This window comes from Aliidongia dinghuensis (genome assembly GCF_014643535.1).
GTDB classification, from domain to species: domain Bacteria; phylum Pseudomonadota; class Alphaproteobacteria; order ATCC43930; family CGMCC-115725; genus Aliidongia; species Aliidongia dinghuensis.
Genome location: NZ_BMJQ01000006.1, coordinates 356263 through 373134 on the forward strand (window position 1 = coordinate 356263; position 16872 = coordinate 373134).

Below are 16872 nucleotides of genomic sequence, written 5' to 3' on the forward strand. Positions count from 1 at the left end.
CGGCTGTCCTCAGAGATGTGAAGGATACGCCGTAAGTACAAAGTATACCTTCTGCCCTACGACCGTCTTCCGCAGCACCACCTGCACTTTGCTGACTGATTTCAGCGTGCCAGTCAGTCGAGGAATGGTGACGCCGACGATCTGTCCGGCATCGTAGATCGGAAGCGGCAGGATCGCACCTGGCTTTGCCGTCGACGCCCAACTCTGAATTTGGCTGGCGTTTGCGCTAATGGCCCGGCTGACGAACTTCTCCGCCTCCGGCAAGCTGCGGAAGGTCCCGGCGGCGGGGATCTTCGGTTCTGTCGCAAGACGGTTGCGCAGGAACGCCTCGTCCTTGCCGACGTGGCGCGCGATCGTGTGGCCGCCGGCCGCCTCCTCGGCCTTCAAGTCGATCATGCCTTCGCGGACGGCGAGCGCACGCGCCGCGCCAAGGCCGGCGGCGGCGACCACCGGCACGGCGATGTCGACGACGATTCCGACCGTCTCGGCCGTATCTGGATCGCAGCCGAGGCTGCGGGCAGCGGCCCGGGCCGCCCGTTCGGTCAGCGTGCTATAGGAACGGCCGGTCCAGAGCTCGAATGCGCCCGTCGCGGTGTTGTCGACGCCGTTGGCGCCGAGCACGGCGCCGCCCGCCTTGGTGAGCGCCGTCGGCTCCGGTGCCAGGAACAGGCCCGCGGCGCCGACCAGTTCGATGGCGCCGCCGATCATCTGCAGCCCACCGAAGAGACGGCTCAGGAAACGGCCGCCACTGGTCTCGTTGGCGGAAATCGAACGCCCCTGCATCACCGCGGCGAGTTGCACGGGCGACAGGACGATGGTGAGCCCATCGTCGCCATCCGTATCGGATAGCGAAGCCATTTCACCCCCCTCGTATGGTCAACCAAGCCCCCAGGGACGCAACACGAGGCGGAAAGGGCCGCGAGCACGCTCGCGGCCCTCGCCTCAGGGGCGTCAGGCGGCCTGGGTCGTCGCCAGGTCGTAGGACGCGATGACAGGCGACTGTGCCTGGTGGCTCGCGTCGTAGGGCGTGTACTTCATCTCCACCTTGGTGAAGTTCAGCACGATGGTCTCCTCGGGCCGATCGCCGCTCGTGGCGAGCGTGTAGCCGGAGACGAGCACGTTGGTGAGCGTGAACTCGAGATAGGTGTCGCCCGGGCTGCCGCTCGTCACCAGATGGATCTTCGCGGTCTTGCCCGAATTGCCGCTGGCCGCCTCGGTCATCAGCTTCGGCGACGAGCTGTCGGACGTCTTGATCAGCGTGACCTCGCCGACTTCCGGCTCCGACCCTTCGCGGTTGGCCGACGAGCCGGCCAGCGTGTTCATCTGACGGTTAATGCCCCACTGGACGGACTTGATGTCGGTCCATTGCTTGTGGCTTTCGTGCGTGGCATCGCCCTGGATACCGTCGAGTTGCAGATAGATCGGCATACAGCATCTCCAAGCTTGTTGAGCCGCCGGCACCGGTCTGGCGCGCGGTCGGCGGTCGAGAGGTCGAACCACAGGAGGAGACGGGTGCCGCCGAACGATTGTGCGGACACGACCTTCCCGCCGTGTGGGCATCGAAGGTGCAGGCAGACTCGGGAACCAGCTGTTGCTGCTCGGGCGTGAGCACCGCGAAGCAGCGGTCGGATCCGGGGGCGTCAGGCGTCCGGATCCGACAAACGAACTAGACCGCTCCGTGCGCCGCCCCATGCGCCATCTGGGGCGCGTGCGCCGGGTCGCGCCAGTTGGCCGGGATATTGGCGGCGCGGACAGTGTCGGCCAGGACATGGAAGGCGCCATCGGCGCCGAGCCCGACCGTCACCCGCTCGATCTGCTGCCGATCGGCGAGGGCGGTCAGGAACTGGCGGGAGAGCGCCGGCATGAGCGAACCCGTCAGGATATGTTCGATCGCGCGGGCGCCCGTGTCGGTCTCGCTGCAGCGGGCCACGATCTGGTCGAGCACCGCGGACTCGACCTTGAGCGTGGCGCGATAAGTCTCGGCCACGCGCGCGCGGATCTTGTCGATCTGCAGTTCGACGATGCGGCGAAGCACCGACGGCGGGAGCGGCAGGTACGGCACGACGGAGACGCGACCCAGGAAAGCCGGCTTGAAGTGCTTCAGCAGCTCGGGCCGGATGAGCGGCGTGAGAGCGGCACCGTCCGGCATCGCCTCCGGATCGGCGGCGAGCTGGGCCAGCAGCTCCGTGCCGGCGTTCGAGGCCATCAGGATCGTCGTGTTGCGGAAATCGATGTCGCGGCCTTCGCCGTCGCGCAGCGTGCCCTTGTCGAACACCTGGTAGAACACGTCCTGGACGCCCGGGTGCGCCTTTTCCATCTCGTCGAGCAGCAGCACGCCATAGGGCCGGCGGCGCACCGCCTCGGTCAGGACGCCGCCCTCGCCGTAGCCGACATAGCCGGGTGGCGAGCCCACGAGCATCGAGACTTTGTGCTCCTCCTTGAACTCCGACATGTTGATGACGGTCAGGCTCTGCTCGCCGCCATAGAGAATGTCGGCGAGCGCCAGCGCCGTTTCGGTCTTGCCGACGCCGCTCGTGCCGACCAGCAGGAACACGGCCGGCGGCTTGCGCGGGTCCAGCAGCTTCGCCTTGGCCGTCCGGATCGCGTCGGCGATCGTGCGGATCGCATGGTCCTGGCCGACGATCCGTTCGGCCAGGCGCCGGTCGAGGTCGAGCGCCGCCTCGATATCGGACGTCACCATGCGGCCGACCGGAATGCCGGTCCAGCCGGCGACGATCTTCGCGACCGCCTGGCCGTCGACCGCGTCATGCAGCAGGGGTGCGTCGCCCTGAACCTGGCGAAGCTTCGCCTCGGTCGCCTTGATCTGCTCGATGTGGGCGATGTCCGGCGCCTCGTCGGCCGAGCGGCCGGCGTGCAGCTCCGCGAGCCGTTCCAGAAGCTGGCGCTCCTCGTTCCATTGCGCCGACAGGGCGTCGTGCCGGGCATCGAGCGCCGCCAGTCGCTCATTGAGCCCCTGAAGCGCCTCGTGATGATCGACGCCAGCGGCCGCTTCGCGTTCGAGTGTGGCGCGCTCGCGTCCGGCCAGTTCCTGCTCGCGCTCGACGTCTTCGAGCGCCGCCGGCTGCACGGTCCGGCTCATGGCGACCATGGAGGCTGCCGTGTCGAGCAGGCTGACGCTCTTGTCCGGCAGCTGGCGAGCCGGGATGTAGCGCTTCGACAGGCGCACCGCGTCCCGGACCGCCTCGTCGAGGATCCGGACCTTGTGGTGGCCCGCGAACGTGTCGGCGAGGCCGCGCATGATGTCGATCGCCATCGCCTCCGACGGCTCCTCGACGCGCACGACCTGGAAGCGCCGGGTCAGTGCCGCGTCGCGCTCGACATACTTCTTGTATTCGCCCCAGGTCGTCGCCGCGATGACCCTGAGCTCGCCGCGGGCGAGATCGGGCTTCAGCAGGTTCGCCGCATCGCCCTGGCCGGCCTGGCCGCCGGCGCCGATCAGCTGATGCGCCTCGTCGATGAACAGCACGACCGGCTGGGCGGAAGACTTCACCTCCTGGATCACCGCCTTGAGGCGGCGCTCGAACTCGCCCTTGACGCCGGCACCGGCCTGCATCAGGCCGAGGTCGAGCGTGCGGACCGCGACGGCTTGCAGCGCCGGCGGCACCTTGCCGGTCGCGATGCGCAGCGCGAAGCTCTCGACGATCGCCGTCTTGCCGACGCCCGCCTCGCCCAGCAGGATCGGATTGTTCTGCCGGCGCCGCGACAGGATGTCGACGATCTGGCGCACCTCGGCGTCGCGGCCGATGACCGGGTCGATCCGCCCAGCGCGCGCCTCCGCCGTGAGATCGATCGTATAGGCGTCGAGATGGGGCGTCGCCGTGAGCATCGCCGGCCCGGCGGACGACGCCGGACCGGTTTGCGGCGTCAGCTCCCGCTCGGCGGTCTCGGCGACGATGGCGGGGAATTCGGCCGCGAGACGCTCGGCGCGGATCGCGTTCAGCAGCGGCAGGACGTCGTTCACCGTGCGGCCGATCGTCGTCTCGCTGACGAGCGCCAGCACCAGGTGGCCCGAGCGGATCATCCGCGCGCTGAATTGCAGCGAGCCCGTCAGCCAGGCTTCGCGCAGCAGGGCCGACAGCCGCGGCGAAAAGCCGGGCGCCCGGCCGTTGCCGGTCTTGAAGCCGTCGAGCGACCGATCGAGCCCGCGCTGGATACCCGCCGGATCAAGCTCGAACTGCCGGAGGATCGCCGCGAAATCACTGTCGGGCCGGTCCAGCAAGCGGCTCAGCACATGCTCTATATCGATCTCGTAATGAGTCCGCGCGAGCGCCAGACCCGCAGCGGCTTCAAGCGCCTTGCGCGTCGTCTCGTTCAATCGTTCCACAAGCGATCTGAGATCGGCCGGCACGTTTCCCCCTTACACCTGTCGGCGCATCCCTGGATTGTGTACAACCATTGCTGCCGTGCAGCGTGAGGCTAACGCTCCGCGTGTAAGAGAGTTCGATCTCGTCACAAAAGTTTTTTGCTGGCCTTCCCTGCCCACATCAAGGCAAGCTTAGCTTATGGGGCAGAGGTGTGTGCCTCGGCCCCCGACGGCCTCGCAATCGTACATTGATCGTCAACAATGACCTTTCTGTACCATGGGCGCGCGGCCTGTTTTCAATCTTGACGTTCTTCTCGCTCCGATATCCTCCGAAACGCCGGTCGGCGCCGATCCGCGGCGCGACGGTGCGCCCGGAGCGCTCTATTTCGCCCTGAAGGACGCCCGGGCGACGGCCCGCGCCCAGGAGCGCCAGGCCGACGCGGATGAAGAGGCCGGCACCTCGTTCGTCCACTGGCAGACGGTCTACGAACTGTCCACGAAGTTGCTCAGCGAGCAGGCGAAGGACCTGGAGGTCGCGGCCTGGCTGATCGAGGCGAGCCTGCGTCTCCATGGCTTCGCCGGCCTGCGCGACGGCTTCGATCTCGCGCGCGGCCTGGTCGAGCGTTACTGGGACACGCTGTTCCCGGCACCCGACGAAGACGGCGTCGCAGCCCGTGTGGCGGCTCTGGGCGGCCTCAACGGCTCGGGCGCGGAAGGCACCCTGATCCAGGCCATCCGCAAGGTTCCCCTGACCGAGACGGTGGGATCCGGGCCGTTCGCCTTTTGGCATTATACGATCGCGAACCGCCCGCCGGTCACCGGCACGAACCGGCGCCCGCCGCCGGTGCGCGTGACGTTCGATCAGGTGCAGGACGCGGTTCGCCAGAGTTCCCCCGACTTTCTGCGGCAGGTCGGCGAGGACCTGGCGGCGGCGCGCGCAGCCTTCCGCGCCCTGACCGCCGATCTCAACGGGCGCTGCGGCCCCAACGCCCCATCCTCCTCCGCGATTTCCGGCGTGCTCGAGGAAGTGGCCGATGCCTTCGCCCACCTGACGAGCGAGATCGACCTCGTCCCTGCCCCTATCGCCGCGGAGGAGCCGGAACCGGCTGTCGAGGAAACCGTCAACGGCACGGCACCGGTTGTGGCCGGGGCCGGGCCCATCGGATCGCGCGAGGAGGCATTCCGCCAGTTGCTTGAGGTCGCGGACTATTTCCGCCGCACCGAGCCCCACTCGCCGCTGTCCTACACGCTCGAAGACCTCGTCCGCCGGGGACGCATGAGCCTGCCGGAATTGCTGGCTGAACTGCTGCCGGACCAGAACGCGCGGAGCGTGTTTCTGACCGCGGCCGGCATCCGGCCGAAGCTCGACGGCTGAAGAAAAACTTTACCGCCTTAAATCGGCGGTGTGCCGGAACTTTCTACCTTGCCGGGTCGTTCCTGGGCCGGCGGAGGAATAGTCGCGGTGGGGGCCCCGTGCGGTCGGCCCATGCCCTTGGCCTGCGATCCCCTGGGCCTGCGATCGAAGCACGAGGAACGTCATGGCGAGCATTCACGACAAGCTGGAACGCGTCCGCAAACCTCGCGTCCACATCAAGTACGAAGTCGAGACCGAAGGCGCGCTCGTCGAAAAGGAGCTGCCTTTCGTCGTCGGCGTGCTGGCCGACTTCTCCGGCAGCCCGAGCGAGCCCCTGAAGCCGCTCAAGGATCGGAAGTTCATCCAGATCGACCGCGACAATTTCGACGACGTCATCGCGCGGATGACGCCCGGACTGAAACTGCGCGTGGCCAATACCCTGCGCGATGACGGCAGCGAACTGCCCGTCGAGCTCAAGTTCTCGTCGATGGAGGATTTCGAGCCCGGCAGCGTCGTGCAGCAGGTCCCGGCACTCCGGAAGCTGCTCGATACCCGCAATCAGCTGAGAGATCTTCTGGCCAAGGCCGATCGGTCTGAGGACCTCGAAAACCTGCTCGAAGGGATTCTGCAGAACGACGAGCAGTTGAAGCGCCTGTCGCAAGACTTGAGCAGCCGCAAGGAGAGCGAATGATGTCCGCCGAACAACTGGCCGAATCGCGCGACATACTGACGGAAACCGCCGCTCCCTCGCTGCTCGATCAGGCGATCACTGCCACCAAGCAGACCGAGCCCGAGCGGGCGGAGGAACTGCTGCGGACGCTCACCGAGCAGGCGCTCGAAGGCACGGTCACCTACAGCCGCAACCTGACCGTCACGCTGACCGCGGCGATCAAGGCGCTCGACGACAAGCTGTCCGAGCAGCTGGCCGAGATCATGCACCATCAGGACTTCCTCAAGCTCGAGGGCACCTGGCGCGGGCTGCATCACCTGGTGATGAATACCGAGACCAGCGCCATGCTGAAGATCCGCGCGCTGAACATCTCGAAGCGCGAGCTCGGCAAGGATCTCGCCAAGGCGGTCGAATTCGACCAGAGCCAGCTGTTCAAGAAGATCTACGAGAACGAGTTCGGGACACCAGGCGGCGAGCCCTACGGCATGCTGATCGGCGACTACGAATTCACCAACCACCCGGAAGACATCGACGTGCTGCGCAGCGTGTCGAGCGTCGCCGCGGCGGCGTTCGCGCCGTTCATTTCGGCCGCGGCGCCGCAGCTGTTCGGCTTCCAGGACTATCGCGAGCTCGCCCGGCCGCGCGATCTCGAGAAGATCTTCGAGTCGACCGAATATACGAAGTGGCGCGGCTTCCGCGATACCGAGGACAGCCGCTTCGTGACGCTCACCATGCCGCGCGTGCTGGCCCGCCTGCCCTATGGTGCCGCCACCAAGCCGATCGAGCAGTTCGACTACGAGGAAGGTCCGGTCGAGACCGACGGCAAGGTCCGCGCCCTCGAGCACGAGCAATATTGCTGGATGAACGCCGCCTATGTCATGGGCACGCGCATGACCGATGCCTTCGCCAAATACGGTTGGTGCACGGCCATCCGGGGTGCCGAGGGCGGCGGCAAGGTCGAAAACCTGCCGACCCACATCTTCACGAGCGACGACGGCGACCCCGACCAGAAATGCCCGACCGAGATCGGCATCACCGACCGGCGCGACGCGGAGCTGGGCAAGTTGGGATTCCTGCCGCTCTGCCACTACAAGAACACCGACTATGCCGTGTTCTTCGGCGCGCAGACGACCCAGAAGCCGCTCAAGTACGACCGGCCCGAGGCGACGGGCAACGCCGCGATCTCGGCACGCCTGCCCTATATCATGGCGACCTCGCGCTTCGCCCATTACCTCAAGGTCATGGCGCGCGACAAGATCGGCTCCTTCCTGGAGGTGAGCGACTGCGAGGCCTGGCTCAACCGGTGGATCAACAACTACGTCAACGCGAACGAGGACGCCGGGCAAGAGATGAAGGCCTCCTATCCGCTGCGCGAGGCGCGCGTATCGGTCAAGGAGATCCCGGGCCGGCCCGGCGCCTATAACGCCATCGCATGGATGAGGCCGTGGCTGCAGATGGAAGAACTCACGACCTCCCTGCGCATGGTCGCGAGGATTCCCGGAAAGCTGTGAGCCTCATGGCGTTGCACCCTGAGGGTCACGCCGCCCGACCGCACGCTGTCCGACCGATCGAACTCGTCGCTCCCGCCGGCCACGCCGAAACGGCCGACCCGAGCGACGTTTCCCCGGGGCCGAAACGCCGGGGCGCGGTGGCGACGCGGGCGCTCATCGATCGTCTGATCGCGGCGATCGACCGGCAGCTCAATGACCAGGTCAATGCGATCCTGCACGACCAACGCTTTCAGCGGCTGGAGGCGTCGTGGCGCGGCCTCAAATATCTGGTCGACATCGCAGCGCCGATGCAGCGCCTCAAGATCAAGCTGCTCGACGTGTCGTGGCGCGAGCTTTGCCGCGATGTCGAGCGGGCGATCGAGTTCGATCAGAGCCAGCTGTTCGAGAAGGTCTACAGCGACGAGTTCGGTTCGCCCGGTGGCGAACCGTTCGGCCTGCTGATCGGCGACTATTACGTCGCTCATAAGCCGACGGCCGAGCAGCCGCAGGACGATGTCGGCGCGCTGAAGGCGATCGCCGGCGTCGCGGCCGCGGCTTTCTGCCCGTTCATCACCAGCTGCGCGCCGGCGCTGCTCGGCCTCGAACGGTTCGACGACCTGGGCAAGGGGATCGATCTCGCCACCGCGTTCGACGGCCCGGAATTCCTGCGCTGGCGCAGCCTGCGCGAGCAGGAGGATACGCGGTTCGTCGGCCTCGCCGTGCCGCGCATCCTGATCCGCAAGCCCTATCGGGACGACCCGTCGCGCATCGACGGCTTCCGCTTCCGCGAACAGGTCTCGGGCGCCCATGCGGATGCCTATCTCTGGGGCAACGCCGCCTTCGCGTTCGGCGCCGTCGCCATGCGGGCGTTCGACCGCTTCGGCTGGTTCGCCGATCTGCGCGGCATGCCCGAGGAGTTCGACGGCGGCGGCGTCATGCCCGATCCGATCGTCGACGGCTTCGCGACCGATCGGCCGGGCGTCGCGGACAAGCCGCCGGTCGACGTCCTCTTGTCGGACCTGCAGGAACGGCAGCTGAGCGAGCTCGGCTTCGTGCCCTTGTCCAAGGCGAGCTACGTCTCGACCTGCGTCTTCTACAGCAACCAGTCGCTGCATTGGCCGCGCGTCTATGACCGTGCCGCCGCATCGGCCAACGCCCGGCTGTCGGCGATGGTGCAATACGTGCTCTGCGCGTCGCGCTTTGCCCATTACATCAAGGTGATCGGCCGCGACAAGGTCGGCGCCTTCACGACCGCCGGTGATTTCGAGGACTATCTGCGGCGCTGGCTCCAAGCCTATTGCGTCGCGAACGACGATGCGCCGCAGACGGTCAAGGCGCGCTATCCGCTGCGCGAGGCGGAGGTCCAGGTGCGCGACATCGCCGGCCGCCCGGGCACGTTCGGCTGCGTCGTCCATCTGAAGCCGCATTTCCAGCTCGACGAAGTGGCGACCGCCTTTCGCCTGGTGACCGAGCTTACCGCACCCACCAATTCGTGAAGTCCCCATTCCTGAACCCAAGGCCCGCGGGGAAACGAGCCAGGGGAAACGAGAGAGCGTCATGACCGGCACATCCATTTCCGAGCGGTTGGCCGACGGCGACCTGACCACCGCCGTCGCAGAGGCGACCGAGGCCGTCAAGGCGGCGCCCGCCGACACGGCCGCCCGCGGCCTCCTGGCGGAGCTCCTGTGCCTCGCCGGCCAGCTCGAGCGGGCGGATACGCATTTCGGCCTGATCGGGACGCAGGATCCCGGTGCCGCCATGGGGGTCTCTCTGTTGCGCAAGCTGGTCCGAGCCGAGGCCGCGCGCAGCGACTGGCACCAGGCCGGCCGGCTGCCCGAGGTCCTGGGCGAAACCCGCGTCGACCTGCGCCCTTATGTCGAGGCCGGCCTGGCATTGCGTCTCGGCGAAGCCGCGCGGGCGGGCGAACTGCTCGCTCAAGCCGAGACGGCGCGCGTGCCGCGGGCCGGCCGATGCAACGATCGGCCGTTCGAGGATTTTCGCGACCTCGACGACCGGTACGGCGGCTTCATCGAGGTGCTGACGGGAGCCGGCGACTACCGCTGGGTGGCACTGGACGCCGTCCGCCGCATCCGCTTCGCAGCACCACGCCGGCCCCGCGACCTCTTGTGGCGCGAGGCGGAGCTCGAGCTCACCGACGATCTCACCGGCACGGTCTATCTGCCGGCGATCTACATGGGCGCGCCCGACGATGACGATCCGCTCAGGCTCGGGCGGACGAGCACCTGGGTCGAAGCCGCACCCGGCTTGGTGTGCGGCAAGGGCCAGCGCTGCTTTCTCGCGGGCGAGGAGAGCGTCGGCGCCCTCGACCTCGAAACGATCGAATTCGGCTGACCGCCATGACCCGCACCACCGCCGCGGTCATGCCGTCCGTGCTCGACCGGCTGCTCGACGAAGTCCCCACGGGAAACAAGACCGCCAAACCGTCCCGCGGCGTGCTCGTCGCGTCGATCCGGCAGACGTTGCAGCGCGACCTCGAATGGCTGCTCAATACCCGCCGGCGGCCGCTGGGTGCGGCCGGCAAGGAACTGGCCGAGCTCAAGACCGCGCTCCCCGCCTACGGCATCCCCGACTTCACGACCCGGGACCTGAGCTCCGAGACGCAACGCAAGGCGTTCGCCCGCGCCCTCGAGCAGGCCATCCGCCATTTCGAACCGCGGCTCGCGTCGGTGTCGGTCTCGATCGCCGACCGGGGCGGGCTCGAGCGGCGCTTGCGCTTCCGCATCGATGCCTTGATCCGCGTCGAGCCGGCGCCGGAACCGGTCGCCTTCGTCTCGCAGCTCGATCCCGCGACGCAGAACTTCACCATCCGGGCGGCTGATCATGAGTGACGCGTTCCTGCGCTACTACAACCAGGAACTTGGCCACATCCGCCGGCAGAGCGCCGAATTCGCCGCGGCCAACCCGAAGGTCGCGGGCCATCTGCGCTTGAGCCAGACCGCCGTCGACGATCCCCATGTCGCGCGCCTCATCGAAGCCTTCGCGTATCTGACCGCGCGCGTGCGCCTCAAGCTCGACGACGATTTTCCCGAACTGACCGACGCGCTCCTCAGCGTCCTCTACCCGCACCACCTGGCGCCGGTGCCATCGACCGCGATCCTGCAGTTCCGCCCCCGGCCCGAGCTCGACAAGCCCTATCTGGTGCCGGCTCTGACCGAGGTCGAGAGCGAGCCGGTCGATGGCGAGCCCTGCCGCTTCCGCACCACCATGCCGGTCGAGCTCTGGCCAGTCCAGGTGGTGAGCGCCAGCCTCGCCGGCCGCCCTTTCCCTGCCCCTGAGAACCCGGCCGGCGCCGAGGCGAAATCGATCCTGCGCCTGACGCTCGCCTGCACCGATCCCGAAGTCACCTTCACCGACCTCGGCGTCGATCGCCTGCGCTTCTTCCTCAATCTGCAGCCGCAGGTCGCTTTCCGGCTCTACGAGCTCCTGTTCAACCATGTCCTGTCGGTGGCGCTGGCCGACGGCCCCGAGGATAAGAGCCCAGTGCGGCTCGGGCGCGAGCGCATCGGCGCGGTCGGCTTCGAGCCGGACGAGGGCGTGCTGCCCTACTCGCCCCGCTCGTTCCTGGGCTACCGGCTCTTGACCGAGCTCTTCGCCTTCCCCGAGAAGTTCCTGTTCTTCGACCTCTCGGGCTTGAGCGCCAAATCGCTGCGCCAGGCCGGCAACAAGCTTGAGGTCTTCTTCTATCTCGACTGCCCACCGCCCGATGGCGCGCGCCTCATCAACGGCGCGGCTTTCGCGCTCGGCTGCACGCCAATCGTCAACCTGTTCAAGCAGGCGGCCGAGCCGATCCTGCTCGACCACAGCCAGACGGAGTATCACGTGCTGGCCGACGCCCGCCGGCCGCAGGCGCGCGAGATCTATTCGATCGACCGGGTGAGCGCCACCTCGCCGGCCGGCGAACGCGCGGAGTTCCTGCCGCTCTATGGCACCCATCACGGCGGCGGCGCACCCGGCCGCCACTACTGGTTCGCCACGCGGCGAGGACGCGGCGGCCAGGAACGCTCGAGCGAAATGTATCTCTCGCTCGTCGATCTGGCACTCGATCCCTCGGTGCCGGCCGACTGGACGGTCTCGGTCGAGACGACCTGCTCCAACCGCGACCTGCCGGCGCGCCTGCCCTATGGCGGCAGCCACCCGCGCTTCATTCTTGCCGCGGGCACCGCGCCGATCTTCGACCTGGCCTGCCTCACGCCGCCCAACCGCGTGCTACGCCCGCAGAGCGGCGACGGCGCGCGCTGGCGGCTGATTTCGCAGCTGAGCCTCAACCACCTCTCGCTGCTCGACGGTCCGGAGCCTGCGAGCGCGCTCAAGGAAATGCTGGCGCTCTACGATGTACGGGAAGCGCCGGAGACGCGGGCGATCATAGACAGCGTGCACGCCATCGACCATCGGCGCGGCACCGCGCGCGCACCCATCGCCGACATGCCCGCCATCTGTCGCGGCATCGATATCGACCTGACGCTCGACCGCGAACGGGCCGGCACGCTCGGCACGTTCCTGCCGGCCGCGGTGCTGGAGCGCTTCTTCGCGCTCTATTGCGGTATCAATTCCTTCAGCCGCGTCACACTCCGCGCCAAGGGCCACGCCGAGCCCGTCTGCCGCTTCCCGGCCCGCGCCGGCGCCCGGCTCACGCTATGAGGCTCACGCTATGACCACGGTCGCCCTGCAGCCCGGAGGACAACCAGAGGGGCAACCCGTGGCATCGCCCCCGGGGCTGCTCGCCCAGCTGCAGACGGCGCCAGAGCAGTTCGAGCTGTTCCGTGCAGTCCAGATCCTGGAGCAGTTCCTCGCCCGGATGGCACCGAATGACGCCGGCGACGATCCGGGTGCCACCGCGGATATGCCGGCCGGGCCCGCCATCCGCTTCTCGAGCCATCAGTCGTTGAGCTTTCCGCCGACGGAAGTGCGCGGGCTTGAAAGCCGCCGCCCCCACGATCGAACGAGCGACGTACGGCTGATCGTCAACCTCATGGGCCTGACCGGGTCGCTGGGCGCCCTGCCGCAGGTCTATAGCGAGCTGGCACTCCGGGCGCTTCACGCGCGCAATCCAGCCTTCACTCAGTTCCTCGACCTGTTCAACGATCGGCTGATCCGGCTGCTTCACGAGGCCTGGCGCCGATACCGGCTGCCGGCGCTCACCGAAACGCACGGACGCGCCGGCACCGACCCGGCCCGCGCCATCCTCTATGCCATCGCCGGCTTGGGCCAGCCGAGCCTGCGCAACCGCCTCAGGCTCGAGGACGAGCCGCTCGCCTATTACGCCGGCTTGTTCGGCCAGATGCCGAAATCGGCGATCTCGCTGGAACAGCTCATCGCCGACTTCACCGGCCTGCCGGTGCGCATCGAGCAGTTCCAGGCCCGCCGGGTCGCGATACCGCTCACGGAACAGACCGCCGTGCCGGCGACGGACGCGGGCGGCAGCTTCAACCAGCTGGGCGTCGACGCAATCGTCGGCGAAGCGATGCTCGACGTGCAGGGCTGTTTCCGCGTGGTGCTGGGCGCGCTGACATATCCGAATTTCCTGGCATATCTGCCGGGCCGGCCGGCGGTCCTGCGGCTCAACGACCTGGTCAGAACCTATGTCGGGCCGGATTTCTCCTACGAGATCCAGCTGGTGCTCCGGCGGGACCAGATCCCGCCGTGCATCCTGCCCGAGGAGGCCACATCCGAGGGGGCCATGACCGGCGGGCCGCGGCTCGGGTGGAACAGCTGGGTTACGTCCCTGCCGCCGCTCGTCGACGCCGGCGACGCCGTGTTCGACGCGGACGGCATGGTGCGCGTGGTCGCGAGCGCGTTCGAGTAGGGGCGCGGGAGGCTTTGTCGGTCTCTCAAGCCGCGGGCGCCGTATCGAACAGCTTGGCAGCCATATCGACCAGACGGTCGTGCCAAGCGATTCGCGCCCGCCAACGTTCGGGAATGGCCTCGACGCCGTAGAGCGCCCCGGCCAGTTGCCCCGCGGCGGCTGCGACGCTGTCGGCATCGTCGGCCAAGTTGGCCGCCGTCAGCACCGCATCCTCGAAATTATCGGTCGTCCAGACCGACCATAGGGCGGCCTCGAGCGTATCGATGACATAGCCGGACGAGCGGATCCGGTCGCGCGTCTTTTGCTTATACTCGCCGGCGTTGATGATCATGACCCGAGGCTGAACCGGCAGAACCTTCGGCGCCAGCACCTCCTCCTTCGAGGCCCCGTTCAGCGCATGCCACAGCAGGATGCCGAAGAACTGGCAAGCCGAGAGCACCTCGGCGGCATTGTGGGTCGTTCGGCTCTGGGCCTGGGACAGCGTCCACACGCGTTCCAGCGACCGACGGTAATAAATCGCGAGCGGCGCTAGGCGCACGAGTGAGCCGTTGCCAGCGCTGCTCGGGTCGGCACTGCCCGATTGCGGACGGCCCGACTGCAGATAAGCTTCAAGCGCGTCGCGCGTTGTGATGCCGATATCGAAGCAGCGCCCGTTCACACTGTTCTCGCCGTTCCGGTACCAGCGCGCGAGCCGGGCGGCAAAATCGGCCGGCACAAAGCTGCGCTCGGCAAGCAGACTGTCGGCGAGGCACAGGGCGGTGCTCGTATCGTCGGTCCATTCACCCGGCTGCAAATGGAACGGGCCGCCGCCGACCATATCGGTCACTCGAGCCTCGTCGCGACGGCGGAATTCGAGCGTCGTCCCGACGGCGTCGCCAACAGCCAACCCCAGCAACGCGCCAACCGCCCGGCCCTTGCGCGTCGCTTCCGCCACGCCCTCATAGGCAGACGGCAGGAGCCAAACGGGAATGGCTGGGTCCACCCCTTCACGGACCTCTCGCGCGGCCGGCAGCGCCGGATCCTGCATCCGTCGGGCAACGGCGTACGAGGTCGGCGGCAGGAACATATCGTAGCGCCGCGCGTAGGCTGCGACGGTTTCGGTGGGATCCCTGAGATCGATCAATGCGGAGTTTCCGTCATTTTGAGGAGCGTTGTGCCATCCGGCATCGTTGCCCGATCCGTGACCAAGAACGGCGTATTGGGCTTGAACAGCACTTCCGCTTCCTTGGGATATTCGGACAAGAACGATATGTCGCGACCGCTTTCGCCGGCCATCTCCATTCTAGTCGTACCGCTAAACGGCGAGGTCGTGGAACTGCTGGCAAAGGCTGGATCAGCGACCGTTTCGCCCACTTGATAGTTATCAAGAACGCTCGGAGGCAAATCCGTCCCTCGGAAGCTCGTGCCGGAAAACGGCGGCAGCTTGTCGAGCCCGCTCTCTATGTGTGTTTGGAAGGCGCTTAACTCAGGGGTCATCGGCTGCAGTCCTCGGAGGGCCGGGTTGATCGCCGAATACCCCTCGTTTGTGGTGTAGCCATAAATCGCGCCGACCTCGTCGTCCGACAGGTGGCTCACGTCAACGCCGTTCCGAGCCGCATTCGCGCGCCCCGCCGCGGTCCATTCAGCCGCTGCATCTTCGCCCACAGCCTGTGAGAGCGGCATGGTGGGCTTGGAAGGCGGCAGAGATTCTCCGGAACTTTCAGCTGGAACGGAGTCTTCGACCGGCGCCCTGGCCCCGCCCGCCCGGTCCTCGAGCGCGCGGGCGACGGCCTTGGCGCCGCTTTGGAGCGCGCGGCTGAAGCCTTGCGCTTCGATCTCGGCCAGCGCCGGGCCGATGGCGCGGGCGAGGCCGCCGATGGCCGGGACGAGCGGCAGGATGATCGCGGCCCAGCGCACCCAGCCCGGCACCTCGCTCGCGATCTCGCCGACCGTCGTGGTGCCGCCGCCGATGAACACGTTCTGCGACGCCTCGACCACGGCGCCGCCGCAATGGATCTTGTCGTGCAGCCGGGACGCCGGCAGGCCGTTGATGAAGACCGAGTCCGAGCCCTGGGCGAGCGTGCTGCCGTCGCAGCTCACCTTGTCGTTCACCCGGGCCGCCGCCTTGCCGTTGATGATGACGGTGGGCGAGCCTTGCGTGATCTTGCCGCTGGGCGAGCCGAAGCTCTCGCCGCCCAGTTTCTCGCCAATCTCCTCGGCCTTGCTGGTGAGCCAGCCGCCGACGACCAGGTTGACGGCGAGTTCGCCCACCGTCACCGCGGCACCGGCGACGAGCGGCGTCGCAAGCCCGGCGGTCGCGACCTCGGCGGCGACCGCCGTTGCCACGGCGCCCACGACCAGCGCCACGCCGATCGCGGCCGCGACGCCGACGAGTGCCCCCGCGATGAAGCCGCCCAGCGCATGGGTATGGGCGACCGGGTCGTCGAAGCGGGCGGCGCCGATTTCGGCCATGGGCGTTCCGGCGCTCAGCCCTGGGCGGTTTCGGCCGCCGGGACCGCCGCGGCGATCGGGCGGAACCCGGCGATGATCTGCAGCAGCCGTCGCCGGAGCGGGTCCGGCATGGGCGCCGGATGGGTGGCGGTGAAGATCACGAGGCGCTGCCCGCCGGCCGAAACACAGCAGATAACCTGGTCCATCGGCCCCTCGGGCGCGCGCCACCGGGCGCAGATCGCCTCTGAGCGCTGGTCCGGATAGAGGATGGGCACGGTCGCGGTCACCTGGAATTCCTTGAGCTCCGCCGCCAGGCGACGCATCTGGTCGTGGACGTAGCCCGCCACGGTCCAGCCGAGCGGCAGCTTTTCCCGGGTGACGACGAGGCTGGTCGCGGCATGGCCGTGGCCCGGCACGCGCAGCACGTTGATCGTGTGATCTTCCCAGTCGCCGGGGACGTCGACCGGCAGGGTTCCTTCATTCAGCCAATAGAGCGGATGTTCCGTGTCGCTCATCGCGGATCCAACGACTGCCAAGGGGAACAGGGCGGGAGGATGGGGGCGAATGCCCGCGGTGAGGAACAACCCGCTCAGACAGAAGGTTCCAGCCGTCGACAATTTAAACGCGTAAGCTCAGCCGGCTGATGATCCGGCATCGGATCGAGGTGCTGGAGGGCCTCGCCGGGCATTTAGCCGGGCGCTTCGCTCCCGACGAATTCGCGAGGCCTGTCGAAAGAAAGAAAATGGTAAAGTTGATTGAGTTGCAGGACGCGGACTTCGA

The 16872-nt window shown here is 67.6% G+C and carries 14 protein-coding genes; 8 read left to right on the forward strand and 6 right to left on the reverse strand.

The genetic code is table 11. The features are described from left to right. Positions 1–9: 9 nt before the first annotated feature. The 3 genes from IEY58_RS13950 to tssH form a co-directional block, all read right to left on the reverse strand. A complete protein-coding gene (locus IEY58_RS13950) occupies positions 10–858 on the reverse strand; it encodes an RNase A-like domain-containing protein (RefSeq protein ID WP_189046688.1) in 849 nt (282 codons plus the stop codon). A gap of 93 nt (positions 859–951) precedes the next feature. Continuing rightward, the gene (locus IEY58_RS13955) at positions 952–1428 is read right to left on the reverse strand and encodes an Hcp family type VI secretion system effector (RefSeq protein WP_189046690.1); all 477 of its coding nucleotides are present in this window, start codon (positions 1426–1428) and stop codon (positions 952–954) included. A 238-nt stretch (positions 1429–1666) separates the two neighbouring features. Next, on the reverse strand, positions 1667–4345 hold the full coding sequence (gene tssH / locus IEY58_RS13960; protein ID WP_229743717.1) for a type VI secretion system ATPase TssH: 2679 nt from the start codon (positions 4343–4345) through the stop codon (positions 1667–1669). 256 nt (positions 4346–4601) lie between these two features. On the opposite strand from tssH, the gene tssA reads away from it, so the two are divergent. The 8 genes from tssA (at position 4602) to tssG (ending at position 13662) form a co-directional block, all read left to right on the forward strand. After that, a complete protein-coding gene (gene tssA, locus IEY58_RS13965) occupies positions 4602–5699 on the forward strand; it encodes a type VI secretion system protein TssA (protein ID WP_189046693.1) in 1098 nt (365 codons plus the stop codon). A gap of 163 nt (positions 5700–5862) precedes the next feature. Continuing rightward, a complete protein-coding gene (gene tssB, locus IEY58_RS13970) occupies positions 5863–6369 on the forward strand; it encodes a type VI secretion system contractile sheath small subunit (RefSeq protein ID WP_189046695.1) in 507 nt (168 codons plus the stop codon). After that, positions 6366–7859, forward strand: coding sequence for a type VI secretion system contractile sheath large subunit (tssC, locus tag IEY58_RS13975; protein WP_189046697.1), 1494 nt, complete (start codon positions 6366–6368; stop codon positions 7857–7859). Before tssB ends, tssC (IEY58_RS13975) begins: the two co-directional genes overlap by 4 nt. A 5-nt stretch (positions 7860–7864) precedes the next feature. After that, positions 7865–9334, forward strand: coding sequence for a type VI secretion system contractile sheath large subunit (gene tssC, locus IEY58_RS13980; RefSeq protein WP_189046699.1), 1470 nt, complete (start codon positions 7865–7867; stop codon positions 9332–9334). Between the two features lie 61 nt (positions 9335–9395). Then, on the forward strand, positions 9396–10190 hold the full coding sequence (locus tag IEY58_RS13985) for a type VI secretion system accessory protein TagJ (protein ID WP_189046701.1): 795 nt from the start codon (positions 9396–9398) through the stop codon (positions 10188–10190). 5 nt (positions 10191–10195) lie between these two features. Next, complete coding sequence (tssE, locus tag IEY58_RS13990; protein ID WP_189046703.1) at positions 10196–10687, forward strand: type VI secretion system baseplate subunit TssE; 492 nt, start codon at positions 10196–10198, stop codon at positions 10685–10687. Then, complete coding sequence (gene tssF / locus IEY58_RS13995; protein WP_189046705.1) at positions 10680–12497, forward strand: type VI secretion system baseplate subunit TssF; 1818 nt, start codon at positions 10680–10682, stop codon at positions 12495–12497. The genes tssE and tssF overlap by 8 nt, the downstream gene beginning before the upstream one ends. Before the next feature lie 58 nt (positions 12498–12555). After that, entirely contained in the window at positions 12556–13662 is a 1107-nt protein-coding gene (gene tssG / locus IEY58_RS14000) for a type VI secretion system baseplate subunit TssG (protein WP_189046707.1), read from the forward strand. Positions 13663–13687: 25 nt separating this feature from the next. On the opposite strand, the gene tri1 is transcribed toward tssG, so the two are convergent. Genes tri1 through IEY58_RS14015 form a run of 3 tightly spaced genes read right to left on the reverse strand, consistent with a single transcriptional unit; the run spans position 13688 to position 16607 of the window. Then, entirely contained in the window at positions 13688–14785 is a 1098-nt protein-coding gene (gene tri1 / locus IEY58_RS14005; RefSeq protein ID WP_189046709.1) for an ADP-ribosylarginine hydrolase Tri1, read from the reverse strand. Beyond that, the gene (locus tag IEY58_RS14010) at positions 14782–16113 is read right to left on the reverse strand and encodes a PAAR domain-containing protein (protein ID WP_189046711.1); all 1332 of its coding nucleotides are present in this window, start codon (positions 16111–16113) and stop codon (positions 14782–14784) included. The genes tri1 and IEY58_RS14010 overlap by 4 nt, the downstream gene beginning before the upstream one ends. A gap of 14 nt (positions 16114–16127) precedes the next feature. Continuing rightward, complete coding sequence (locus IEY58_RS14015) at positions 16128–16607, reverse strand: DcrB-related protein (protein ID WP_189046713.1); 480 nt, start codon at positions 16605–16607, stop codon at positions 16128–16130. Positions 16608–16872: the final 265 nt, after the last annotated feature.

Excerpts from the sequence above, each read along its gene's own strand:
- IEY58_RS14015 (WP_189046713.1), bottom strand. The coding sequence starts at position 16,607 with ATGAGCGACACGGAACATCCGCTCTATTGGCTGAATGAAGGAACCCTG.
- tssB (WP_189046695.1), top strand. The coding sequence starts at position 5,863 with ATGGCGAGCATTCACGACAAGCTGGAACGCGTCCGCAAACCTCGCGTC.
- IEY58_RS13950 (WP_189046688.1), bottom strand. The coding sequence starts at position 858 with ATGGCTTCGCTATCCGATACGGATGGCGACGATGGGCTCACCATCGTC.
- IEY58_RS14010 (WP_189046711.1), bottom strand. The coding sequence starts at position 16,113 with ATGGCCGAAATCGGCGCCGCCCGCTTCGACGACCCGGTCGCCCATACC.
- tssC (WP_189046699.1), top strand. The coding sequence starts at position 7,865 with ATGGCGTTGCACCCTGAGGGTCACGCCGCCCGACCGCACGCTGTCCGA.
- IEY58_RS13985 (WP_189046701.1), top strand. The coding sequence starts at position 9,396 with ATGACCGGCACATCCATTTCCGAGCGGTTGGCCGACGGCGACCTGACC.
- tssC (WP_189046697.1), top strand. The coding sequence starts at position 6,366 with ATGATGTCCGCCGAACAACTGGCCGAATCGCGCGACATACTGACGGAA.
- tssE (WP_189046703.1), top strand. The coding sequence starts at position 10,196 with ATGACCCGCACCACCGCCGCGGTCATGCCGTCCGTGCTCGACCGGCTG.
- tssA (WP_189046693.1), top strand. The coding sequence starts at position 4,602 with ATGGGCGCGCGGCCTGTTTTCAATCTTGACGTTCTTCTCGCTCCGATA.
- IEY58_RS13955 (WP_189046690.1), bottom strand. The coding sequence starts at position 1,428 with ATGCCGATCTATCTGCAACTCGACGGTATCCAGGGCGATGCCACGCAC.
- tssF (WP_189046705.1), top strand. The coding sequence starts at position 10,680 with ATGAGTGACGCGTTCCTGCGCTACTACAACCAGGAACTTGGCCACATC.